The 22,692-nt window shown below is 39.6% G+C and carries 23 protein-coding genes; 8 read left to right on the top strand and 15 right to left on the bottom strand.

All coding sequences use genetic code 11. From position 1 onward, the window contains the following. Position 1 precedes the first annotated feature (1 nt). Together QWZ17_RS21140 and QWZ17_RS21135 are read left to right on the top strand one after the other, a co-directional pair. A complete protein-coding gene (locus tag QWZ17_RS21140) occupies positions 2 to 1,123 on the top strand; it encodes a hypothetical protein (protein ID WP_290307302.1) in 1,122 nt (373 codons plus the stop codon). A gap of 147 nt (positions 1,124 to 1,270) precedes the next feature. Continuing rightward, a complete protein-coding gene (locus QWZ17_RS21135; RefSeq protein WP_290307301.1) occupies positions 1,271 to 2,245 on the top strand; it encodes a RelA/SpoT-related domain-containing protein in 975 nt (324 codons plus the stop codon). A gap of 87 nt (positions 2,246 to 2,332) precedes the next feature. Here QWZ17_RS21135 and QWZ17_RS21130 read toward each other — a convergent pair whose 3' ends face one another. From QWZ17_RS21130 to QWZ17_RS21115, 4 genes are all read right to left on the bottom strand, one after another. Continuing rightward, positions 2,333 to 3,061: a (Fe-S)-binding protein gene (locus QWZ17_RS21130; protein WP_290307300.1), complete on the bottom strand. Its 729-nt coding sequence runs from the start codon at positions 3,059 to 3,061 to the stop codon at positions 2,333 to 2,335. A 29-nt stretch (positions 3,062 to 3,090) separates the two neighbouring features. Then, complete coding sequence (locus QWZ17_RS21125; RefSeq protein WP_290307299.1) at positions 3,091 to 4,395, bottom strand: MFS transporter; 1,305 nt, start codon at positions 4,393 to 4,395, stop codon at positions 3,091 to 3,093. 212 nt (positions 4,396 to 4,607) lie between these two features. Then, the gene (locus tag QWZ17_RS21120) at positions 4,608 to 4,943 is read right to left on the bottom strand and encodes a cupin domain-containing protein (protein ID WP_290307298.1); all 336 of its coding nucleotides are present in this window, start codon (positions 4,941 to 4,943) and stop codon (positions 4,608 to 4,610) included. Between the two features lie 9 nt (positions 4,944 to 4,952). Beyond that, positions 4,953 to 6,128 (bottom strand): GAF domain-containing sensor histidine kinase, encoded by a 1,176-nt coding sequence (locus QWZ17_RS21115; RefSeq protein WP_290307297.1) that lies wholly within the window; start codon positions 6,126 to 6,128, stop codon positions 4,953 to 4,955. A gap of 237 nt (positions 6,129 to 6,365) precedes the next feature. Here QWZ17_RS21115 and QWZ17_RS21110 point away from each other — a divergent pair, with 237 nt between their 5' ends. Both QWZ17_RS21110 and QWZ17_RS21105 read left to right on the top strand, forming a co-directional pair. Continuing rightward, entirely contained in the window at positions 6,366 to 7,271 is a 906-nt protein-coding gene (locus tag QWZ17_RS21110) for a DnaJ C-terminal domain-containing protein (RefSeq protein ID WP_290307296.1), read from the top strand. Positions 7,272 to 7,277: 6 nt separating this feature from the next. Then, a complete protein-coding gene (locus tag QWZ17_RS21105) occupies positions 7,278 to 7,571 on the top strand; it encodes a chaperone modulator CbpM (protein WP_290307295.1) in 294 nt (97 codons plus the stop codon). A gap of 4 nt (positions 7,572 to 7,575) precedes the next feature. On the opposite strand, the gene QWZ17_RS21100 is transcribed toward QWZ17_RS21105, so the two are convergent. The 7 genes from QWZ17_RS21100 to kaiC form a co-directional block, all read right to left on the bottom strand. Further along, positions 7,576 to 9,258: a MutS-related protein gene (locus tag QWZ17_RS21100; RefSeq protein WP_290307294.1), complete on the bottom strand. Its 1,683-nt coding sequence runs from the start codon at positions 9,256 to 9,258 to the stop codon at positions 7,576 to 7,578. Positions 9,259 to 9,408: 150 nt separating this feature from the next. After that, positions 9,409 to 9,666, bottom strand: coding sequence for a hypothetical protein (locus QWZ17_RS21095; RefSeq protein WP_290307293.1), 258 nt, complete (start codon positions 9,664 to 9,666; stop codon positions 9,409 to 9,411). Positions 9,667 to 9,726: 60 nt separating this feature from the next. Beyond that, positions 9,727 to 10,503 (bottom strand): enoyl-CoA hydratase/isomerase family protein, encoded by a 777-nt coding sequence (locus QWZ17_RS21090; RefSeq protein ID WP_290307292.1) that lies wholly within the window; start codon positions 10,501 to 10,503, stop codon positions 9,727 to 9,729. A gap of 84 nt (positions 10,504 to 10,587) precedes the next feature. Further along, positions 10,588 to 12,252, bottom strand: coding sequence for a PAS domain-containing sensor histidine kinase (locus tag QWZ17_RS21085; RefSeq protein ID WP_290307291.1), 1,665 nt, complete (start codon positions 12,250 to 12,252; stop codon positions 10,588 to 10,590). Between the two features lie 2 nt (positions 12,253 to 12,254). Next, positions 12,255 to 12,590: a circadian clock KaiB family protein gene (locus tag QWZ17_RS21080; RefSeq protein WP_290307290.1), complete on the bottom strand. Its 336-nt coding sequence runs from the start codon at positions 12,588 to 12,590 to the stop codon at positions 12,255 to 12,257. A 10-nt stretch (positions 12,591 to 12,600) separates the two neighbouring features. Further along, a complete protein-coding gene (locus tag QWZ17_RS21075; protein ID WP_290307289.1) occupies positions 12,601 to 12,888 on the bottom strand; it encodes a circadian clock KaiB family protein in 288 nt (95 codons plus the stop codon). Next, positions 12,888 to 14,627: a circadian clock protein KaiC gene (gene kaiC / locus QWZ17_RS21070; RefSeq protein ID WP_290307288.1), complete on the bottom strand. Its 1,740-nt coding sequence runs from the start codon at positions 14,625 to 14,627 to the stop codon at positions 12,888 to 12,890. Before kaiC ends, QWZ17_RS21075 begins: the two co-directional genes overlap by 1 nt. Before the next feature lie 359 nt (positions 14,628 to 14,986). Here kaiC and QWZ17_RS21065 point away from each other — a divergent pair, with 359 nt between their 5' ends. The 4 genes from QWZ17_RS21065 (at position 14,987) to QWZ17_RS21050 (ending at position 19,345) form a co-directional block, all read left to right on the top strand. Next, positions 14,987 to 17,989 carry a PAS domain-containing sensor histidine kinase gene (locus QWZ17_RS21065; RefSeq protein ID WP_290307287.1) on the top strand — a complete coding sequence of 1,001 codons (3,003 nt, stop codon included), beginning with the start codon at positions 14,987 to 14,989 and terminating at the stop codon, positions 17,987 to 17,989. A 66-nt stretch (positions 17,990 to 18,055) separates the two neighbouring features. Continuing rightward, positions 18,056 to 18,427, top strand: a complete 372-nt coding sequence (locus tag QWZ17_RS21060; RefSeq protein ID WP_290307286.1) for a response regulator transcription factor — start codon at positions 18,056 to 18,058, stop codon at positions 18,425 to 18,427. A gap of 114 nt (positions 18,428 to 18,541) precedes the next feature. Next, the gene (locus tag QWZ17_RS21055) at positions 18,542 to 19,012 is read left to right on the top strand and encodes a ferritin-like domain-containing protein (RefSeq protein WP_290307285.1); all 471 of its coding nucleotides are present in this window, start codon (positions 18,542 to 18,544) and stop codon (positions 19,010 to 19,012) included. Between the two features lie 12 nt (positions 19,013 to 19,024). Beyond that, positions 19,025 to 19,345 carry a hypothetical protein gene (locus QWZ17_RS21050; protein WP_290307284.1) on the top strand — a complete coding sequence of 107 codons (321 nt, stop codon included), beginning with the start codon at positions 19,025 to 19,027 and terminating at the stop codon, positions 19,343 to 19,345. Here the strand turns inward: QWZ17_RS21050 and QWZ17_RS21045 are convergent. From QWZ17_RS21045 to QWZ17_RS21030, 4 genes are all read right to left on the bottom strand, one after another. Further along, entirely contained in the window at positions 19,342 to 19,731 is a 390-nt protein-coding gene (locus tag QWZ17_RS21045; protein WP_290307283.1) for a hypothetical protein, read from the bottom strand. The genes QWZ17_RS21050 and QWZ17_RS21045 overlap by 4 nt on opposite strands. Before the next feature lie 185 nt (positions 19,732 to 19,916). Further along, a complete protein-coding gene (locus QWZ17_RS21040) occupies positions 19,917 to 20,900 on the bottom strand; it encodes a sulfotransferase (RefSeq protein ID WP_290307282.1) in 984 nt (327 codons plus the stop codon). Positions 20,901 to 20,906: 6 nt separating this feature from the next. After that, positions 20,907 to 21,614, bottom strand: a complete 708-nt coding sequence (locus tag QWZ17_RS21035) for an aspartyl/asparaginyl beta-hydroxylase domain-containing protein (RefSeq protein WP_290307281.1) — start codon at positions 21,612 to 21,614, stop codon at positions 20,907 to 20,909. Between the two features lie 53 nt (positions 21,615 to 21,667). Next, positions 21,668 to 22,579 carry a metallophosphoesterase gene (locus QWZ17_RS21030; protein WP_290307280.1) on the bottom strand — a complete coding sequence of 304 codons (912 nt, stop codon included), beginning with the start codon at positions 22,577 to 22,579 and terminating at the stop codon, positions 21,668 to 21,670. Positions 22,580 to 22,692: the final 113 nt, after the last annotated feature.

The raw sequence follows: 22,692 nt of genomic DNA, 5'->3' as shown, positions 1-22,692 counted from the left end.
GATGCCTGAAAATATTGCTCCCCGCTCCTATTGGTTTAGTAAGCTTTTTGAGTGCCTGTATTTATATATTGTAGTGGCTGTTACCAGCCATATGGTGTTTACCTCTTTTACCTCCTATCGGGCTAATTATGATGAAATTTCTTACATCAGACTTTTTTTGTACGCCGGTGGCTTAGCCATTTTAGCAGCTATCGCTTATTCTGTTTACTGGCACCTGAAAGAAAAAGGCGGCGGCTTTAACACGGCCATTAAGCACGCATGGCTGCGTGGCACTATGCGGTACTTTATCGCTTTTGAAGTTTCGATATATGGGTTTGCCAAAATACTGCAAACGCAGTTTGCCCCCGCTTACAGCCGACAGGACGTGCCGGTGGGCATGCTAAGTGGATTTGAGCTAACCTGGAATTATTTTGGCTATTCATACACATTCGCGGTTATTTTAGGTTGTATCCAAATTATCGGCGGCATCATGCTGCTATTCAGGCGCACAACTTTGGTTGGTGTGTTTACACTTTTACCGGTTATGGTGAACATTGTGTTCATCAATATGTTTTATAGTATAGATGCCGGTGCATTTATAAATTCACTAATTATCAGCGCCGGATTGGTTTACCTGTTATTATTGCATTGGCCCCAGCTTAAAACACTCTTGTTTCAAAAAGCGGGCGATTTACCAGCAGTTAAATTAAGTGCAATAAAACCGTTTATAAAAATTGGCTGTATCGGGCTTGCTTTCTTTTGTATTTATCACCTTTCGTCGCAGTTTAAGGATACCGGGTTTGAGGGTAAATGGAAGGTAGAAGAGCTTTCGCATAATGGCAAACACTATGAACCTAATGAATGGCTCAATAATCCGCGTGCCTGGAGTAACATTTATATTGAAAAATATGGGCATATGGAATTTTCATCCAATCCATACATATTTGACGCGCAACGCGCCTGGGCTGCCAATTATCAATATGATGCCACAAAAAATAGTTTTAACGTAGAGTTTTATAACGGTCCGCAAACCGATACCACAAAAGCCCGAATAAGCGATTACAATGGCAAAAGCATGCGTTGGACGATGGTTTATTATGGTGATACCATACGGATGGAGTTGACTAAAACAGCAGTAAAATAATCTTGTTGCTTTTCTTTTGATATGAAATAAGACTACATTTACAAACCTAATAATTATCATGAAAGACCATATTTTAGAAGATTTCAAAAAAAATAAAAAACATATCACGCGTTTAGAGAAAGGATTATTAATCTTCTAACAGACCTGTTGTTAGTACAGGATTTACCTGTCCACCAAATTGGAGGCCGTACGAAAACAATAGAAAGTCTTTCCAAAAAGATTGATGATAAAAGTGGAAAATACTCTGTACTTAATGACATTACAGATATTGTCGGAATACGTATAATAACTTATCTCGAAAGCGAAGTTGATCTCGTTGCCGATTTAGTGGAAAAAGAATTTGTTAAGGATCTTGAAAATTCAATCGATAAAAGAAAACTAAAAGCTGACCAATTTGGTTATCGATCACTACATATAGTAGTATCCTTAAATGAGAGCCGACTCAGATTAAAAGAGTATAAAAGATATAAAGGTTTAAAATGTGAAATCCAAGTACGCTCTATATTACAACATGCTTGGGCAGAAATAGAGCACGATTTAGGTTATAAAGGTGAAGTTTCAATTCCAGAACCCTATAAAAGATCATTCAATCGGCTTTCTGCATTATTGGAGACTGCAGATATCGAATTTGTACGATTAAAATCTGAATTGATAGATTATGAAAAAGAAGTATCTAATTTGATAATCTCTCAACCAGAATTTGTAGATATCAACAAGGCCTCTTTAAATTCATTTGTTAATACAAACCAGGTATTATTGACAGCCAAAACCTTGATTGAGGATAAAATAAAAAAGCCGTTATTTGAGAAAGTCGTCTCTGACAACATGATTCGAGCTTTGAGTTATCTCAAAATAGATTCAATCGGAAAACTAAGCAAGTTATTAGACGAACAAAAGGAGCGCTACGAACGCTTTCTAACGATATTTATTGAAGATAGGCTTAACGAAAATAAGAGGGTTAGACAATACGCTCCCCTAATTTATTTTCTTCATTTTTTAGCCTTACAACCAAGAGATAAAAGTTTTTTTGAAGAATATTACCGTATAGCAAACTATACAGGTAATAGTTTCGAAAAGTTTGATCTCTACCTTAATATCTTTAATGATTCTGAAGAAAAATAGATTGTTAAACATAATTGATGAGATCAATTTAACGTTGGTTTGACTTTTAGATTGGAAAGCATTTATAGAAAAATCTTACACTTAAGTCTAAACATTCCCCCACCCCAGCGCCAAAACATCGGCTAGGTGAATAGTGGTTATCGGTAAGTTATTTTTATCAATATAACTTTGCAGGTGCATTAAACATGAAACATCTGTAGATATAACGTATTCAGCACCGGCAGCAATGGCATTATCAACTTTTTGCTGGGCCATGGCTGTAGAAATGCCATCAAACTTAACCGCAAATGTACCGCCAAACCCACAACAGGTTTCATCGTCTTTTAATTCAAGAAGCTCCAGGCCCAATACTTTCGAAAGCAGCTGGCGAGGTTCGGTCCTGATTTTGCATTCGCGCAGGGCAGCGCAGCTATCATGATAAACAGCTTTGCCATCCAGTTCGGCACCGAAATAGTCAAATTGCAGGATGTTTACTAAAAAGTCCGATAACTCATAGATATTACCCTGTATCGCCCGGCATTTATTGTGCAGGGCTGTGTTGGTAAATAAGTCGTTATAATAATTTTTGACCATACCCGTACATGAAGCTGATGGGGTGATGATCACGCTATCTTCCGAAAAATCGTTCAAAAACTTACTACCTACCGCTTTGGCATCGTCCCAAAAACCGGCATTAAAAGCAGGCTGACCGCAACAGGTTTGATTGGGATTAAAGCTAACCTTACAGCCAGCCTTTTCAAGCACTTTAATGGTATTAAAAGCAGTATCCGGATATAGCTGATCAACAAAACACGGTACAAATAACTCTATCTTCATTCGGCACAAAAATTATTTGGCGCTAAAATCTACATTTTTTGGATGCTTTTTTCAGCTTTCAGCAAAGAAAACAATAATATGAGGCCCACAATGAAAAATAAACCCAATATCAATACCGAATTACGCGGACTACCCGTTAGTTCTTCAATAAAACCAAAACTAAATACGCCGCCTACAATAGCCAGTTTTTCGGTAACATCATAAAAGCTAAAAAAGGAAGCAGTATCGGGAATATTCTCCGGTAGGTATTTGGAATATGTTGATCTCGACATGGACTGAATGCCGCCCATTACCAAACCTACAACCACTGCAACAACATAAAACTGGTTTGATGTTGCAGTAAAATATGCGGCAATGCAAACGCCAACCCAAATAATTACGGTACCGATAAGCACTTTTACGTTGCCATAAATTCCGGATAACCTCGACATTAAATTTGCACCTACAATGGCCACCAATTGAATGATGAGGATGATAGAAATTAAAGAGGCCGTACCCATATGCAACACCTTTGCTGCAAAGCCGGTTGCAACCAGCATTACAGTTTGCAAACCCATAGAGTAAAAGAAAAACGCGGGTAAAAAGCGTTTAAGCAATGGCATCCGTTTTACTTTTTGCCAAACATGAGCCAGCTCAATAAAGCCGCCTTTGATAATGTTATGATCGTGGCTTTGCGCGTTAGGGCTGCCCTTAGGCAATACTGTAAACGGAATTAATGCAAATCCAATCCACCATAAACCAACCAACAGGAACGATAACCTTGCCGGGAAGCTTTTATCTACTATACCAAACCATTCTGGTTTCAACACAAACAAAAAACAAATAAGCTGTAACAGAACGCTGCCGATGTATCCGTAAGTAAAGCCTTTAGCACTCACGTTATCCTGCATATCAAGGGTAGCTATTTCGGGCAGATAGGAGTTATAAAAAACAAAACCTCCGCTGTAACCTATGGCAGCCAGGGCAAAAGCAATGATGCCCATCTCTAAAGTATCTTTAGTAAAAAAATACAAAGCACAGCACGATAGCGAACCAATAACGGTAAAAAACTGCATAAAAATCTTCTTATTGCCTTTGTAATCGGCAATGGAAGAAAGTATGGGCAGTAACAACACCATTACCAGGTAGGCCGCGGCAAGGGCGTAATCAGACAAAGCCGTATTCACAAAGCTTTTGCCGAAGAACATTACTCTATCGCCATTTTTAGAATTGGCGGTTATGGCAACATAATAAGCCGGAAAAATAGTTGAAGTGATGACCAGGTTATAGGCCGAATTTGCCCAATCGAAAAATGCCCAGGCCCGGATGGTTTTCTTGTTGTTTTTGGTTTCCATTGATACGATAAAAATATATAAAAAGAATCAAGAAACAAGAGTCGGGAAGAGAGTCAGGAATTAAGAGTCAAGAATCAAGACGGGTATGTTCGCTTGAAGCGAAAAATGAAGGATAGAAATTGAAGATTTGGAAAGTTTCAATGTAAAACATATTTTAATTGATGCGTTTGCAACGGTGTAACACGTTAAAGCAACAATCAAACTTGCTACCGTTATACAAATTTATAGTCTTCCCGCACGGGGCTAAATACATCTATCAGCTTACAATCGGTAATTGCCCTGCCTCCGTGTATCACATTTGATGGAATCAGCGCGAACATACCGGGGTCTAAAATTTGCGGAACACCGGCTACGGTAAGCTCAAACTGCCCTTCAATTACAAATGATGATTGTTCATGAATATGTTGATGTAATTGCAAAGCGCAGCCTGCTTTTACCTCAATAAAGTTAATGGTGTTGTTTTCGGTATGAATAAGTTTAGAGAAAAAACCCGGTGCAATTTCCCTGGTTTGAATATCGGCAAAGTGATTGAAAATTTGGTTTTCCATGCGGCTAATTTAAAGCACAATTTTGAATTTTGTACCTATGCCTTCTGCACTTTCTATACTAATCTTTCCGTTTAACCTGTCAATAAACTCACGTACCAGTAAAAGCCCCATACCATTACCGGTTTCGTTGTCTGTACCCGGCGTCGACGTGTTGTCATGATTATTTAATAAACTTTGCGCTTTTTCGGCAGACATGCCCACGCCCGTATCTATCACTTCAATAACAGAACTGTGATCAAACTGCTGTATACTCAACGTAATGCTGCCATTGTGGGTATATTTATTGGCATTGCTAATAAGGTTACGCAATATAAATTCAAGGGCCTGTTTATCTGAGTGAATAACTGTACCTGGTGCGGCACTATTTATCAGTATGTTGTTTTTGGTTTTGGCTTTAAGCAATTCTGAGGCTAAAACACGTTCTGCCAATTCATTAAAGTTAAAGTCGTCGTATTTAAAACGACTAAATTTTATTTGTAATTCGCCCCACTTAACTACATTTTCGACCATGGCGAGTGTGCTATCCATTTGATCGGATACGATGGCCATCATTTCATTGGCTTCGTCTGCATCTAAAATATCACGGGTTTTAAAATCAATGATAGATTTTATAGACGCCAGCGGATTACGTACATCGTGCGCCAGTATAGATATGATCCTTTTTTGAGTTTCTGTTAAATATTGCAGTTGTTTGTTTTTAATTCGCAGTTCGGCCACCTTAATTACGTTTGCGGCCAATACTTTTAGGGCAAAACGTTGCTCGTCTGTTAGATAACGTGGCGTCCGGTCTATTACGCAAAGTGTTCCCAACCGGCTGCCGGTATTTGTTACTAATGGAACGCCTGCATAAAAGCGAATGGCAGGCCCGCTAACAACCAATGGGTTATCGCTAAAACGGATATCCAGTAACGCATCCGGAATTTCGAAGATCTGATCATGTAAAATGGCATGGCTGCAAAAGGAAACATCCCGGTTGGTTTCTGTAGCATCCAACCCTACCCTGGCCTTAAACCACTGCCGGTTTGCATCAACAAGACTAATCAACGAGATAGGCATATCGCATAAAGCGGAGGCCAGCTTCACGATATCGTCAAATTCGTTTTCATTTGGCGTATCTAATAATCCTGTACCGTACAGATCCTGCAATCTGCTATATTCATTTTCTGGTAAAGTTGCCGGAGTCATTTTACTTATTACGATTTGCAATAAAAATACATATTGTTTGTAATATACGTGTTACAATTATTTAGGTTGTGATAGCTGCAAATAAAATCAATAACGTTGATAGATATCTGGTCTTTTATAGCATAATACTTGGATATTGAAATTTGAGCACGCTATAATTACAGCCGTATTACTATATTTTTTTAAAACCATGTTATCTTTATAGGGTTATTAAAATCAATCACACATATACATTCCATGGCTTTTATTGATTATTATAAAATACTGGGTATAGATAAAACAGCTACCGATAAGGATATCAAAAACGCTTATCGTAAACAAGCCCGTAAATATCATCCCGATCTTAACCCCAACAATGCTGAGGCCAACAAAAAATTCCAGGAAATAAACGAAGCCAATGAGGTTTTAAGTGATGCCGAGAAACGTAAAAAGTACGATAAATACGGCGAGAACTGGCAGCATGGCGAAGCTTACGAACAACAAACAAGGCAGCAGCAAAGTCGCCGGAGCAGTAATAGTGGCTCGGGTGGTTTTGAAGGATTTGGCGGTGGTTTTGGTGGCGGCGAAGATTTTTCTGATTTTTTCCAATCGATGTTTGGCGGCGCGGGCAGTGCCGGTGGTGGCCGGCGCACGGGCTACCGTGGTCAGGATTTGAACGCGGAGTATCAATTGAATTTACAGGATACTTTACAAACCCATAAGCAAACACTAACAGTTAACGGTAAAAATATCCGGATTACTATTCCCGCCGGCATTGAGAATGGCCAAACCATAAAAATAGCCGGACACGGCGGTGCAGGCGTAAATGGTGGCCCCGCGGGCGATTTATTTATTAAATTTAATATTCCTGCCGATGCCCGTTTTAAGCGTGATGGCGCAAATTTATACAATACTATAAAGCTTGATTTATATACCGCCGTACTGGGTGGCGACCTTATGGTTGAAACCCCTACCGGCAAAGTAAAAGTTAAAGTGAAACCCGAGACTCAAAACGGTACCAAGGTGAAGTTAAAGGGAAAAGGCATGCCAGTTTACAAAAAGGAAAATGAATATGGTGATTTGTTTATTACCTATGATATTCAAATACCTGTTAACCTCACCGATAAGCAAAAGCAATTGTTTGAAGAACTATCAAAATCCTGATCAATTATGAAAACAGAACATTTGGTTGCTGTGAGTGAATTTTGCGTTTACCACAATGTGGATAATACATTTATACATTCGTTACAACAAGCAGGTTTAGTGAGCATTACAATGGTAAAGGAAGATAATTTTATTCCTGAAACCGAACTGAAAAAACTGGAGAAAATGATCAGTTTGCATCAACTGGATATTAACGTTGCCGGTATTGAGGCAATAACGCACTTACTTGAGCGTGTTGAACAAATGCAGCAACGATTGATTGGGATGCATAATAAGCTACGGCTATACGAGGAGGAATAATCCGTTATTCCATATACTTCAACATCATCCGTTCGCTAACAATATGGGCATCTTCAATAACAGATTCGGGGTAGCCCATAGATGCCAATATAGCAATACCGTTTTTGCTTTTTAACAGACCTTCTTTTAGTCTGTAATCGAATACCAGTGTACGGCCCGATTTTGAATCCTCAAACGAGTAGATAGCGAAATCTTCATCCAATAGTTCGGCCAGTTCAAGATCATGGGTAGAAACGAATACGAAATTATCATTGGCGGTGATGTAAGATAATACCGATTTAGCGGCCGCAATTCGCTCAATGGTATTGGTTCCTCTAAAAATTTCGTCAATAATTACCAGACTTTTTACTTCTTCGGTACTACTGCTGCTATCCACAATGTTTAATATAGCTGATGCCTGGGCCTGGAAAAAACTTTGCTGCTCTTCTATACTATCTGTTATCTTAATGCTGGTCTGAATTTTTAGAAACGGTGCCTTATATGCTTTTGCACAACTGGTGAAAAGTGTTTGGGCAAGCAGGGTATTAACAGCTATAGCTTTAATAAATGTTGTTTTACCCGACATGTTTGACCCTGTAATTAAAGCTCCCCTATCTGCCCTGGTGTAAAGTGAGTTAGGCACGCATTTTTCTATCAGCGGATGGAAAAGATCTGTGATTTCCATTTTGGCGTTTTGGTCAATAAACTCTGGCTTGTTATAAAATGGCAGGCCTTCCCTTACCGATTGTATGGCTATCAGCATATCAATTTCGGCCACAAAATTGTATACCTTTTCAATGTCCTCGCTGTACCGGCCAATGTGTTTGATGGAATTGGTGTAAATATACGGCTCAAGCAAAAAGAGCGTTTTAATGAGTTTAAAAACCACATAGCCCGGCGAACCGGAATCAATTACCAGTTCACTTTCAAAATTGACTATGCTTAATGATCTTTTAAGCCCCACTAAATTGATCAGGCTTTTTTTGATTTCATCCGTATTGCCGGTTTTAGCATTTTTTATGAGCCATACAGCCACTTTGTGCATAATTAACAGCTGTGGTAAAGAATCTGAATAGCCCGATGTTTTTTTCTTGCTGGCAAAATGAAATACCACGTTATAGCCAAATAATATAGCCAGTACAACAAAGCTAATTGTGTTGGGTACAATTAAAAGCGAGATAACAGCCGCTAAGATCAAATAAGGAACTACCTTGATGTACATATCCATCACCGGTGCAAAAAGAGGCGCGTGAGCCTTTAAAAACAGGTTAGGAATTTGATAAGCGTTAGTGTGATTAAGCTTTGAAAGCTCCAGCTCTATCAACTCGCGATTAGGGGCATCGGCGTTTACTATTCCTATGCGCTCGTCAAGTTGTAATAGTTTATCAATGGCGGTTTCTGGCAGATGTAACTTTTTGTACAGGTATTGTTTCCCGGGTTTTGAATTAGTCCTGTCGATGTAATTAAAAACACTGTTTAAATCAAGGTCCTTTGAAACAACATCCGAGAGTTTTTGCGGACTACCATCTGCATTAAGGTAAATTTTTATCAGGTCGAAATTGCGTCTTGAACTTACAGGTTTAGCCCATTTATTTTTTATTTTATCCAGATTTTTTTCCCTGGCACGCAGCTTTCCAAAGTATGATACTATGTATGAAACGGTTAGCACTATGGCTAAAACTATCAGCGTGAATAAAAAGTAATACATATTTAAAATTATAAAAAAAGGATTTAAACCTCAGGTTTATTTCGTTGTCAATACTTACAACAAACAAAATTATTAACTTAATTTTTTAAGCCATGAAACTCATTAAAAGTTCAATTATAGCATTTGTATTGTTGTTTTCATTTCAGTTGGTTAAAGCGCAAAGTATCTCAATTGGGGCATCTTTTGGTTATCATTATCCGCACCGCAGGGTAATTGTGGCAAATAATTATCCGGCTTATGGATATTATGACCATCCACGTTGTTACTCCCGTGATGTGTACTATGCCCGCCCGGTTTATTACGGAGAACCGCGTTATTATGTTGCCAGAAATTACTATCGTTCATATTATCATAGGCCATATTATCCAATGCACAGGCACTATGATCGCTGGTAATAAAAAGGCCCATCTTAACTTTAAAGATGGGCCTTTTTATATCTAAATAGCTGAGTTGTATGTTGCAACCAATCTATCGTTTACCACCTAAAAATCCTTGTAAGGCTTTTTGTGTAAATTCAGATAATACCAATTCGCCGCTGATGGCTGCACGTTGTTTTAATAGTTCGTCCCAATTATCTGTGCCCTCCCAGAATATTTGTTTTAGCCCGGTTAACGCCTCGGGATGATAAGATGCCAAGCGTTCAGTAAGTTCATTAAGTGCTACATCGAGGGATGCAATATCGTCATAAACCTCATTGTATAAACCATTTTCCCTGGCCCATTGCGCGGATTGAAAGTCGGTAGCCCTTATGGTTAAAAGAGAAAACGCCGGCAGGCCAATTTTGCGAGTAACAGCTGGTGATATTACAAACGGTCCTATTCCAATTGCCAATTCGCTTAATTTAACAGCAGCAAACTGCGTTGCCAGGCAATAATCGGCCGCGGCGGCCAAACCTACCCCACCGCCAACGGCTTTGCCCTGTACGCGGGCAATAATTATTTTACGCGATTTGCGGCAGGCATTGATCACATTTGCAAAGCCCGAAAAAAATTGAGCGCCTGCTTCTTTATCTTCTATCTGTATTAATTCATCAAAGCTGGCCCCGGCGCAAAAAGTACGGTCGCCATCGCTCTTTAGCACAATGACGCGCACGTTCGTATTAGCACCCGCCTCATCAATTTGCCGAGTAAGTTGTTGTAATAAATTTGCCGGCAGCGAATTTTGAGCAGGATGGTAAAAGCTAATGGTGGCTACACCATTGGGGGTTATAGTGGCAGATACATTTCCGTTTTGAGTGGCTGGCATGTTTACAGGTTTATAAAATGACGATGGGCCAATATCAGAAGTATTTAACACTCCTACAATTTTGAACCGTATATTTTAGGTTGCCTAAGTTAATAACGGCAAATCAAAATAAAACGTTGACCCTTTACCCAATTCGCTTTCAACGCCTATTTTGCCTTTGTGGTTGCTGATAATTTCGGTGCTGATATAAAGTCCCATCCCCAGCCCACCAGTTCTAAACTTCTGATCTTCCACCCTGTAAAACCGTTCAAATATCTTCTCTTTTTGTTCGGGCGATAAACCAACGCCAAAATCTGTAACGGAAATGCGCACCATTCCTTTTTTGGCCTGGGCGTTAACAATAATCTGATTATTTACTTGCGAATACTTTACCGCGTTGTTTATAAAATTCATCATCACCTGCTCTACACGTTCGGCGTTACAAATAACTTTGTATATCCCTTCAGTGTGGTTTTCAAATCGGTGAGTTGGATAAATATGTCTTGAATTGTCTAAAGTGATTTCAATCAATTCGGTAAGATTCACCTCGGCCATACTATATTCAAGCCTGCCTGCATGAATTTTACTTACATCTAACAAGTCGTTTACCAAATGTTGCAGTTTGTTGAGTGCTACACCTGCCTTTTCAATATATTGTTTTACCACCGCCGGAAGCGGTTCTTTTTTGTAGGCACCTATAAGTTGTATATAGCCTTTAAGACTGGTTAATGGTGTTTTAAGTTCATGACTTGCTACACCAATAAACTCATCTTTACGTTCCATTTCTACTTTTTGATCCTCTATATCTGTGGCTGTACCAACCCAAAAAATAATATTCCCTTGGTCGTCTTTTAACGGTACAGCCCTGTTCAGATGCCAGCGGTAAACACCATCCCAACGGCGATACCTGTTTTCTACCTCAAAAGTATGACCTGTTTTTAATGACGATTCGTATTTGCTTAATGTAGCCGGTAAATCATCGGGATGTACAATGCGCTGCCAACCCCAACCTGCGGTATCACCAAAACGCAAACCGGTGTAGCTGTACCATTGTTGATTATAAAAATCAACCTCACCGCCCGGCAGATTTGTCCAACTCATTTGAGGTATGTTGTTTGATAACAACTTAAAATGCTCCCTGCTAATTAAAAGATCCTTAGTTCGCTCTCTTACAGTATCTTCCAGCTGATTATTTAACTTTTCAGTTTCATTATGAGCTGCCGTAAGTTCGTCGTTTTTAATTTTAAGTTCCCACTCAGTTTCTTTCTGTAAAGTTAAGTCAGTAAGGATAAGACTTAAAGCAAGTCCCTCATCTAAATCAAGTGTTGTACATGAAAGCAGGCATGGTATAAGTATTCGGGTACTGTTAGTTAGCAAAATTTCGCCTTTACAATCTTCTTCCCAACCGTTATTGATAATGCCGATAAACTTCTCTAAAGATATTTCTGGCACAAAGGTTTCAAACTTAAGTCCTATTACTTTTTCAAGCGGCAAATTCATCATGGCTGCAAACCGCGAGTTACTGTAAAGGATCATACCTTCGTGGTTCAGTGTAACGGCGCCTTCGTTCATCTTTTCAATAAAAACACGGTAGGTTTGGTCGGCAGTTTTAAGGGTAAATAATTGATGCCCCTCGGCTCCCTTAACAATAAGCGCGTCAACCTGGCCATTGCGAATAGCTTCAATGGTATCATTTGCTTCCTCCAATTGAAATTGGAGTTCGCGATGTTGAGCTAAAAGCTCGTCATATGTTAAATTTGCGGTATCCATTTTTAATTTTCAGCAGGTAAGCCCAGTCCACGTAAAACTTTATTTGTATTACTCATATCGCCTATCAGCCTTCGCTCAACGCCCGGCGCTTTCTTTATCAACAGCGGTAATGCAATAATTTGTTCCCTCTCGGCTATCAATGGCTGTTGATATACATCAATCACCTCTAATTGGTAGTTCCCTTTTAAAAAGGTTTCGCAAATTTCTTTCAGATTGCTTATAGCCCGTGACGAATTTGGCGAAGCCCCTGTTACAAACAAGCGCAACTGGAAAGTATGATCATCATGGTCATAATTCAGGTTATCGATTGATAATGGCAATTGTTCTTGTTGTGACATTTATTTTGTGTTAACGTGGTCTTATGTTTAAACCAACTAAAACCTTTTCTTCGTTTGATAAATCGCCTATTATTTTCCGAATGGGCTCGGGTACTTTGCGCACCAGTGTTGGTATTGCAAAAATCTGATCACCTTCGGCAAGTTGAGGTTGTACCAACAAATCAATCACCTCTATAACGTATTGCCCCTTTAAGTGTTCTTCACAATATTTTTGAAGATTTGCCAGGGCTGCAACCGACTTTACGGTTTTCCCCGCAACGTACAACCTTAATTCGTAATTTACTGCCTTACCTTCCATTATTTTTTACTCCTTATCTTATTTTCGGCATCAATACTGCCCTTTCTCATATTGGTCATTTCTGCCCTGTTACGTTCAACGATCTCCTGTTTCAATTGCTCTTCCAGGTAAATCTTATTCAATTCTTCTTCTGCTGATTCAAACTCCGCCTGTAAGGACGATATTTTTGATTCCAGCATTTTGCGTTTACGCATAATTTCTTTGTCCTTGCGGCTCACAGCAAAATCACGTAACGCAACTCCTGTTTTCTCTTGTAATTTTTGAGCTTCACGTGCCGATCCTGTCAATACGCCTTCAGGGCCCAGGTAAACCTCAACCAGATCGAGCCCCTTATCAGTAATGATAAACTCGCGCACCTGGTTTGAATGTTTCATCCCGCGCGATTTCATAATATACATTCCCCTGTTGCGCTCGCCATTATATTCAATATCCCGCACAAGCAGCCAGGCATCTACTAATGAAGATACGCCCTCGTCTGTTTGCTCACTCACAATTGTATTTAGCGACAATGCCGTAAACATTACCGTGATCTGCATCTCTTGTAAAAAATCTATTAGCCTAACCAGCATTGATTTTACTTCACTTACCGATCCTACCGTAATAAGGTTGGTGATAGGGTCAAGTACTACAGCATCCGGCTTAAACTTATGGATAAGTTTATACATAGCTACCAGGTGCATTTCCAAACCATAAAGGGTTGGCCGCGAAGCGAAAAATTGTAATACACCTTTATCAATATGCTTTTGCAGATCAACATTAATGGATTTCATATTGCGGACAATCTGTTTTGGCGATTCTTCAAAAGCGAAATAAAGACACTTTTTGCCGCCGTTACAGGTTTCATTAGCAAAATAAGCGGCAATACTGGTTTTACCCGTGCCGGCCGTGCCTGATACTAAAACGCTGCTGCCTTTAAAGAAACCCTTTCCTCCCAACATATCATCCAAAGCAGGAATGCCCGATGATACCCTACTTGAAGAAACCTCCTTCTCTAATTTTAAGGACGTAACGGGTAATACCGAGATCCCTTCTTCATCAATTAAAAAGGGGTACTCATTGGTGCCGTGTTGGGAACCACGATATTTTACCACACGTAACCTGCGGGTAGATATCTGGTTAATTACCCTATGATCAAGCAATATCACGCAATCAGATACATATTCTTCTAAACCTTGACGGGTTAGAGAACCACCTTCGCCTTTTTCACCGGTAATGATGGCTGTAACCCCTTTCTCTTTCAAAAAGTTAAATAACCTGCGTAATTCTGCGCGCAAAATGGCAGTATCAGATAAGCCCGAAAATAAGTTTTCGAGCGTGTCAAGCACCACGCGTTTGGCGCCAATGCTATCTATAGCGTAACCCATTCTGATGAACAAGCCTTCCAGGTCATATTCGCCGGTCTCTTCAATTTCACTACGGTCAATATGTACATGATCAAGCTTTACCAATTTGTCGTGCTGCAGTTTGTTTAAATCAAAACCTAATGATGCCACGTTTTGAGTAAGCTCCTCGGCTTTTTCTTCAAAAGCCATAAAAACACCTGGCTCATTAAACTGGGTGGCGCCGCGAATAATAAATTCAAGCGACATGAGTGTTTTGCCGCAACCGGCCTCCCCACATATTAAGGATGGCCTGCCTTTAGGTAAGCCCCCGCCGGTTATTTCATCTAACCCAGTTATACCTGTAGGGGTTTTAGGTAATTGAATAAAACTGTGTTGTTGTTTATGAAAATTTGTCATAGTACACGAGGTTTTGTTTCTCCGCATTATTTAAAACACGGGGTTTTAATTTTAATTGGTGAATAATGGTTATCGCCCCAAATTGTTTTAATTGTCAGTAATTTATTACCGAATTCAGATTGCTACGTATTTTAATATTGAATAAATACCGGTGATAAAACAAGTTCTTAAATATAGCTTGCTCTGTATGAAATATACAAATAATAAAATTATTATCTTTAAAGTTAACAATAGAGATGCTTCAGTAAATTAAAACCACCAGCTCGGCCTATTTATGAAAAACCGAACAAACTTGCGACTCGTTTTTTAGTTAGTACAGTACTAAAATTATGATTTATATTTACGCAATTAACTTTTAAATGAGCATCTCAACAGATCAGGATTTTCTGCATAGCCAGAATATTTTCCAAACGCTTATTGAGCAATCGCCAAGCCCGGTTGGTTTATATGTGGGCAAAGAGTTAAAAATCAAAATAGCCAACCAATCTATCATTAAAATATGGGGTAAGGGCAACGAAGTAATCGACAGGCCATATTTTGATGTATTACCCGAATTAAAAACACAACAGATTTTTAACATTCTGACAGATGTTTATAAAACAGGCAAAGTTTACGAAGCAACTGAAGCACAGGTTGATCTTGTAGTGAATGGCCAGCTGCAAATTTTTTACTTTAATTTTGTATTCACTCCAATAAAAAATAACCATGCCAAGGTATGGGGAGTTTTAAATACAGCTACTGACGTTACCGAACTGGTATTAACACGCCTGCAGCTAAAAGAAAGTGAAGAACGCAAGCAATTTACCTCAGAAGCCGCGGAGATTGGCAGCTGGGACCTTTACCCGCCAAAAAGAATTGTTATTTGGGATGAACGCTGTAAGATACTTTGCGGCTACGCTGCAAATGATGAAATATCCTATGATCATTTGCTAAAATATGTACACCCTGATGATACCGAGCGCTTAAAACAGGCGGTGGCTACCGCTTATGATTTTACATCGGGAGGTAACTATGATATCACTTTCAGAACCGTTGATGATTACGGCAAGCTTAAGCGTTGGATACGGTGCAAAGGGCGCGCTTACTTTAACAGCAATAATGAGTTATGGCGTTTTGCAGGTATTGTTCAGGACGTTACACGCGAGCAGTTAGACCGGCAGGAACAGCAAAAATTGATTGCCCTTATTGATAGTACCGCCGATGTTATAGCCGTTGGAAGCATGAATGGCGATGTTACTTATATTAACAAAGCCGGCTACGGCATGCTTGATATTGAAAATGCCGAAATGGCATTAAGGCCCGGTATTGATTATTTTTATGGAGATGATAAGGACGTTGTAGACGGGGAAATGATAACGGCTGTACAACAAACCGGAAGCTGGAAAGGCGAACTGCGTTACCGGCATTTTAAAACCGGGCAGCCTGTGCCCGTTTATATAAACGCTTTCAGGATTGATGACCCCTTAACGGGCGAACCTATAGGTATGGCGTCAGTCGCGCGCGACCTAAGGCCCGAGAAGATAGCCCACAACGAACAATATAAGCTGCTCACCTTAATTGATCACAGTTCGGATTTTGTAAGTTTAAGCGATCTGGATGGTAATGTGAGCTATGTAAACGCTGCCGGCAGGCTGATGCTTGGCATAAAAAACCAGCAGGAGCTTGAGCGCCATAACAGCCAATATATTATGCCGGGCGAAGCCGCCAAGCTGGCCAATAAGATCAATAAAAGCCTGATGCGCGATGGCAAATGGAGTGGTGATATCAATTATAGACATTTTGAAACCCATGAAGCTATCCCTGTATTTGGCACCACCATGCTGGTATATGATTCTGTTACCGGAAAACCGCAGGGACGCGCGAGTGTAGCCAGGGATTTACGACGCGAGATTGCTGATAAAAAAGCCCTCACAGATAGCGAAGCTTTATTAAAAAACATCACTGATGCTTCTCCCATAGCCCTTTGGATGTCTGATGAAGTTGGCAATATCGTTTACCTTAACCAAACCTGGATAGACTGGACCGGCAAGCCTTATGAAGACCACCTGGGCAACGGATGGACAAATGCCATTGTACCGGAAGACAGGCAACGTGCCGGCGATAAATTTCTTGCCGACCTTGCAAACAGAAGCAATTATAAGGTTGATTTTAGAATAAGCCGCAAGGATGGTGACATAAGATCATGCATTGCTATCGGCAATCCGCAATTCAATGCAGACGGAAAATTTACAGGATATATTGGATCATGCACCGATGTTACCGATTTATCTGTTGCAGAGCAAAAGCTAAAACTAAAAAACGAAGAACTAAGCGACCAGATCAAACAATTTGAATTTGTTACCGATTTTATGCCCGTGCAGTTATGGACGGCGCGTACAGACGGATCGCTTGACTATGTAAATAAACGGGCGGTTGATTATTTTAATTTACCTGCCGAGGAAGTAGCAGGTCCGTCATGGCTGATAAGGGTGCACCCCGATGATCAGCAAGGCTGTATCGCTGCATGGACAAATGCATTGCAAACCGGAAATATCTATCAGTTTGAATTTAGGTTAAAAGACAAAAATGGCACTTACAAATGGCACCTTGCACAGGCATTGCCCTTTATAAATGATGGTAAAATAGTGAAGTGGTTTGGCACCAATACCGATATTGACGAGCAGAAACAGCTACAACGCCAAAAAGACGATTTTTTGGGCATAGCGAGCCACGAATTAAAAACACCTGTTACCAGTATTAAAGCTTACGCGCAAGTGCTTGGCGCTATGCTAACCAAAGAAGGCGATCATAAAAAGGCGCAGATGGTTATCCGCATGGATGCACAGGTAAACAGGCTTACCAACCTGATAGGCGATTTGCTTGATGTTACCAAAATAAACTCGGGCAGGCTACAGTTTAACAAAGTTTGGTTTGATTTTAACCAGGTGATTAAAGAAACGGTTGACGATTTACAGCACACCACCCAAAAGCACAAGCTGATAGAAGATTTTAGCGCGACAGGGCAAATTTATTCAGACAAAGATCGCATAAGCCAGGTGATCACTAACCTGATCACAAACGCGATAAAATACAGCCCGCATACCGATAAAATAATCATCAGTACCAAACTGGAAGATGGCTACGCAGTGGTATGCGTACAGGATTTTGGCATAGGTATCCCCGAAGATAAGCAGGAAAAGGTTTTTGAACAATTTTACCGGGTAAGCGGCGATAAACAACATACTTTTCCGGGATTGGGTTTGGGCCTGTATATTTCATCAGAAATCATTAAACGCGAAGGTGGCAAAATGTGGGTGAACAGTATTGAGGGCAAAGGATCTACTTTTTGCTTCGCGCTACCGGTAGATGGCAGCAAAAGCTAAATATTAAACTTATACGTAACCAGGTATTTTTTTACTACTACCGGCTTTAAATAGCCGATACAAATTATGAACCAAAAGAATAAAAAGATCATGATTGCCGATGATGATCCGGGTATTGTTGACGCGGTAGAAATGCTGCTGGAATTTGAGGGCTACGAGGTAACATCAACAGTTGATGGCACAACGGTGCTTGACATGAAAGAAGAGCTTCCCGATTTACTATTATTAGATATTTGGATGAGCGGTGAAGATGGCCGCGATATTTGCAAAAAACTGAAACAGTTAGAATTAACAAAAAATATTCCGGTTATTATGATTTCTGCCAGTCGCGATGTAAAAGATTCTGCCCTGGCGGCCGGTGCTGATGATTTTTTAGCCAAACCTTTTGAAATGGACGATTTGTTAAAGAAAATTTCAAGCCTGGTATCGGGGAGCTAACGAGGTTATTATTCTGTTTGTATAATTGTATTTAAATACCAAATACTAACTAATTGATAATTAAAAATAAAACATTAATACTTAACCCTTGTTGCTATATAAAAAGAAAGCGTCATGGGAGTATTACAACATATACAACACCAGATTTCGGCACTTAATGATCTGGTTAAAATCAACAACGATCGTATAGCCGGCTATCAAAAAGCACTGGAAGATACAGACGAAACCAACCTGGTTTTGCTTTTTAATGAATACATTGACCAAAGCAAAAATTACGTTACCGAGCTCAAAGAATATATTCATGTATTAGGCGGCCAACCAACCGATGGTACCACCCTATCGGGTAAATTTTATTATACATGGATAAACCTCAAAGCGGCATTTATCAATAAAGATAAGCATGGAATTTTAACCGACTGCGAATACGGCGAAGATGTGATTATTAAAGCATACCGCAAAGCGCTGGATGATAAAGAGCTTATTTGGGAAGATAATACCGTAGTAAACATATTGGCGCAGCAGTTAAATGGTTTTAAAACCGCGCATGACACTATAAAGAGCATTAGAGATTCTATTGCTGCCTAATTATTGAAAACGATGAAAAGCGCTGATGAGGAATTTTTGAACGAATATAAGCCATTGCACGTGCCGCACGAATATGACACGGGTACTTGCGTGCAAAATAATGTGATATTCGCGCTCGCTTACCTTGAAGAAGCCAGCGCCGATGAAGTAGCCGAAAAACTGAGCTCGCTTGAACCAGGCACTAATCCGGCTATTCATCAAAAAAATGCCGAAGATATTTTAAATTATCTTTTTGATAAAGGCCTGATAAAAGCCAATAACAAAGCGGGTAAACTTGTTTTTAATCTCAATAAAACCCGCGAGGAAAATTCGGGTAAAGCAGATAGCCTTTAAGGGTTTACCGGGCTTATCGGCTTGGCAGATATAATACTGTCCACAACAAATACGCTTACTCCTCTCCATGGTAAAGTATGGAGGTACTCTTTATAGTGAAGCTCCAGGTATGATCCCGCATTATTGTTTAGCTGCTGTGCTATTTTTTCGTCGGTAACAGAAAACATAAACTCATTTGACGCTATGTTGCCCTGTATTTGTGTACGAATACCATTTTGAATAAGCCTGCCCTCATATGTTTTAAACACATAACCTTTTTTTACAAAGTAGTTCATGGTACCGGCTTTCGCTCCCTCACCAAAAACAAAATAAAAGCGATAATAAAAAAAGCCGGCAAGCAATAGCAGCACAATAAATAGTAAGGTAAATCTGGTGCGGGTTTTCATGTACGATGTTTTAATTAGCTAAAACTACAAAACTTAAAATGAAGCGAATAACATATCTCAAATAAAATAATTGCTTATCAGTCTCGGATATTTTCTTTGGGTTGAATTATTTAGACACCTAAAACCTGCAGCCATGTTTGCAGAATTATTAAATACCCATGCTACGGCAGCGCTAATTCAATGTTTTATGAATGCATTGGCAAAAGATTGTTGATCATGGTTCTTTGCGCTTCCAGTTTGTTATAAAGTTTCATTGCCTCATCCAGACAGGATGGTACAGTCGCGACATTTATTTCAGAAAAAACCACTTCCGGCTTTTTAGAATGATAATAGCTTCTTTCCGTCATGGTGGTTACATCTTGTTCACTAAGCGTTATGTTAACAAAACTGGCAATCTTTTTAATCATAGGTATAGGCCCTTCACTGTAGTTAAGCAGTAGAAACTTATCGTCGGTTGCTATAATGTTAAGATATTGCTGCAAATACTTTTCAAGCACTTTTGAAATGTAAATATCTAACGAATGTGGTAATTGTTCAGTTGCATCAAATCCTATCACTTCGGGTTCAATTAAACCCGGGACAGATTGTAGCCCCGGTATTTTTTTCAATGAACTAAAAACTTCATTTGGGTTGCGATACATCAATATAAACGGCGTGTTGGGATAAAGCTCACGTAGTTGTTTGTAAAAAAACATGTGCCAGCTATCGGTTTTAATAAACAAATGCTGTTCACATTCATTCTTTTTTTGGCCATAATACCTAACGGCGATTCTTAATAATTCAGAAACTGCTTTGGATGTAAAATTAGCATGTTGATGAGGCAGCCGGAGCAGCTGGTCAAAAAATGGTACTTCGGGAAGTACGATATGCTTACCTGATGCCGCAAGCAACTGCGAAATAAGCGTTGAGCCGCAACGTGAAATATGGAAAATAAAGGCGGTTGGTTCAATTGAATTTAAACCTTCAGCCCACTCCTCAACCATACTAAGGTCACTTACCGAAGCTACAGCCGGATGCCTGCTGCTGAGACCTTTGAGTTGTAAAATAGTTTCGTCAAAAAAAGGCTTTGAGAAGGGTTGTCCAAATGTATTTAACCAGCAACACTGCATCTGTTCGCCCTTCGATATGAGTTTGTACGGTATCCAGTTTTTTAATGAAAAATCATCCATATCGCTTCAATTGTTCGTATCGCCGTTGGAGGCAAAATCGATAAGCTGCCTTTCCAGCTCTATGGCCAGTTTATCGGCAACCGCTGTATTTTGCAGGCGTAACTCTTTGATGATATTTACGATATCATTATTGGTCCTATCGTGCTTGTATGATATCGCTTCCGATTGACTAATAATAGCCGCAAGCCAATCGTTCACTTTGCAATCAATTACGAGGTGTATTCTATCGGAGTACCCTTCGTTTGATACCCTATGCGGTAAATTAGCATTGATATACCATGCCTCGCCCTCTTGTAAAACAACGCGCTCATTTTCAACATAAAACAACACTTTCGGATTAGTAATTACTGCAAAATGTAGTCGTGCTTCCCCTTTTTCAAAAGCCAGCTCATTATCTCTATGCTGTTTTATAATAGCCCCTGCTTGTAGTTTTAAAAAACGGACAGACATCACAGGACACTCCAAACCTGCGATTAATTGATTAACAGAAGGAAAATGTAACATCCACGAAGTATCCAGGTAATTAGCATTAACCATTAAATCGGGCGTAATATTTTCAGAAACTCCTCCTGGCGAGCGCAAAGCCAATACAGTCCATGATCCTTCATAATAAAAGGTATTGAAATGCTCCTGCCAGTCGTCATTTAATAACGATAGTTGGGCTTGCATGGCCTGTACATCAAATGGCAAAGGCAACCTGGCGTAACGAATCATAGTGCAATGTTATTTATGCGGCAAAAAAATGATCAGGAGTACACACCTCATTCTCAGGCCTCTTTTTGTGTTGATCGTAATGATTGGTAAGCGGCCGCGAATGTTTGCCCTGTTAAATTACCGGGTATAAGGTATTTAGCTTTTAAACCGTGTTTTTGTTTTCCGTACTCAAATGTAAACTCAGTTTTGCCCAACATTAATCCGTCCCACGCGGCATGGGCCAAAACAACTTCATATTTCCGTTTATTGAGTAAAATGATAGGTTCGCCATTCAGTTTCTGGTTATGGCCGCCAATAATCATATCAATATGTTCAGACTGTTGCGCAAGTTTTTTATTATCGGCTTTATCACCCGCTTGTTTGTAGCCCAGGTGCGATAAACAAATCACCAAATCGCATTTTTCTGTTTCCTTAAGCAAAGCAGCTATCTGGTTGGCACTTTGGATAGCATCGTTATATAAAACACCTTGAACCGGGTGCCCAACGCCCGTAATACCTATCTTAAATTTACCCGTATATATAATGTGGTATGGTTTTACCAAGTTATTCAATTGGTTATCAAATGTATAATTGCAATTTACAAGTGTAAAATCCATAAGGGGGATAAGTGCGGCTAAATGATCCTGGCCATTCGCCAGCTCATGATTGCCAATTGTTGCAGCATGATACCCGATATTGTTCATAGCGTATATCACTTTTTGTTGTTCGGGTAAACCTTGGGTATTATCCAAAAAGCCGCCGGCGTCCAATACAAGTCCGTTAGTTTCCTGTTTTAAAAGCAACTTTTTTATATGGTTAATGCCGCCCACATTTTGGTAAACGGCGTCCATCTTTCCATGTAAATCATTGGTATGAAAAATAGTTACAATCTTTTGGCTTAAATGTAGGGTACAAATGCGTTTACTAACAGATGCAAGTGATGCAAAAGGTTTGTTTAACGCGGTGATTCCTACCATTAATGACATCTGATTAAGAAATAGTCTTCGCTGATTATTCATAAAATTTACGCTTTACGTTGTATAAATTACGTTTATGGAAAAATATTTAATTTGTTATTTACAAATGGCTAACTAACTGA

Source organism: Mucilaginibacter flavus (genome assembly GCF_030409315.1).
GTDB lineage: Bacteria > Bacteroidota > Bacteroidia > Sphingobacteriales > Sphingobacteriaceae > Mucilaginibacter > Mucilaginibacter flavus.
Note: the sequence above shows the minus strand (reverse complement) of the source record. Positions and strands in the feature narration are given on the sequence as shown.

Excerpts from the sequence above, each read along its gene's own strand:
- QWZ17_RS21085 (WP_290307291.1), bottom strand. The coding sequence starts at position 12,252 with ATGGATACCGCAAATTTAACATATGACGAGCTTTTAGCTCAACATCGC.
- QWZ17_RS21110 (WP_290307296.1), top strand. The coding sequence starts at position 6,366 with ATGGCTTTTATTGATTATTATAAAATACTGGGTATAGATAAAACAGCT.
- QWZ17_RS21035 (WP_290307281.1), bottom strand. The coding sequence starts at position 21,614 with ATGATTCGTTACGCCAGGTTGCCTTTGCCATTTGATGTACAGGCCATG.
- QWZ17_RS21055 (WP_290307285.1), top strand. The coding sequence starts at position 18,542 with ATGGGAGTATTACAACATATACAACACCAGATTTCGGCACTTAATGAT.
- QWZ17_RS21140 (WP_290307302.1), top strand. The coding sequence starts at position 2 with ATGCCTGAAAATATTGCTCCCCGCTCCTATTGGTTTAGTAAGCTTTTT.
- QWZ17_RS21080 (WP_290307290.1), bottom strand. The coding sequence starts at position 12,590 with ATGTCACAACAAGAACAATTGCCATTATCAATCGATAACCTGAATTAT.
- QWZ17_RS21125 (WP_290307299.1), bottom strand. The coding sequence starts at position 4,395 with ATGGAAACCAAAAACAACAAGAAAACCATCCGGGCCTGGGCATTTTTC.
- QWZ17_RS21060 (WP_290307286.1), top strand. The coding sequence starts at position 18,056 with ATGAACCAAAAGAATAAAAAGATCATGATTGCCGATGATGATCCGGGT.
- QWZ17_RS21045 (WP_290307283.1), bottom strand. The coding sequence starts at position 19,731 with ATGAAAACCCGCACCAGATTTACCTTACTATTTATTGTGCTGCTATTG.
- kaiC (WP_290307288.1), bottom strand. The coding sequence starts at position 14,627 with ATGACAAATTTTCATAAACAACAACACAGTTTTATTCAATTACCTAAA.
- QWZ17_RS21030 (WP_290307280.1), bottom strand. The coding sequence starts at position 22,579 with ATGTCATTAATGGTAGGAATCACCGCGTTAAACAAACCTTTTGCATCA.
- QWZ17_RS21065 (WP_290307287.1), top strand. The coding sequence starts at position 14,987 with ATGAGCATCTCAACAGATCAGGATTTTCTGCATAGCCAGAATATTTTC.
- QWZ17_RS21115 (WP_290307297.1), bottom strand. The coding sequence starts at position 6,128 with ATGACTCCGGCAACTTTACCAGAAAATGAATATAGCAGATTGCAGGAT.
- QWZ17_RS21040 (WP_290307282.1), bottom strand. The coding sequence starts at position 20,900 with ATGGATGATTTTTCATTAAAAAACTGGATACCGTACAAACTCATATCG.
- QWZ17_RS21105 (WP_290307295.1), top strand. The coding sequence starts at position 7,278 with ATGAAAACAGAACATTTGGTTGCTGTGAGTGAATTTTGCGTTTACCAC.
- QWZ17_RS21075 (WP_290307289.1), bottom strand. The coding sequence starts at position 12,888 with ATGGAAGGTAAGGCAGTAAATTACGAATTAAGGTTGTACGTTGCGGGG.
- QWZ17_RS21130 (WP_290307300.1), bottom strand. The coding sequence starts at position 3,061 with ATGAAGATAGAGTTATTTGTACCGTGTTTTGTTGATCAGCTATATCCG.
- QWZ17_RS21095 (WP_290307293.1), bottom strand. The coding sequence starts at position 9,666 with ATGGGCCTTTTTATTACCAGCGATCATAGTGCCTGTGCATTGGATAAT.
- QWZ17_RS21090 (WP_290307292.1), bottom strand. The coding sequence starts at position 10,503 with ATGCCAGCCACTCAAAACGGAAATGTATCTGCCACTATAACCCCCAAT.
- QWZ17_RS21050 (WP_290307284.1), top strand. The coding sequence starts at position 19,025 with ATGAAAAGCGCTGATGAGGAATTTTTGAACGAATATAAGCCATTGCAC.
- QWZ17_RS21100 (WP_290307294.1), bottom strand. The coding sequence starts at position 9,258 with ATGTATTACTTTTTATTCACGCTGATAGTTTTAGCCATAGTGCTAACC.
- QWZ17_RS21120 (WP_290307298.1), bottom strand. The coding sequence starts at position 4,943 with ATGGAAAACCAAATTTTCAATCACTTTGCCGATATTCAAACCAGGGAA.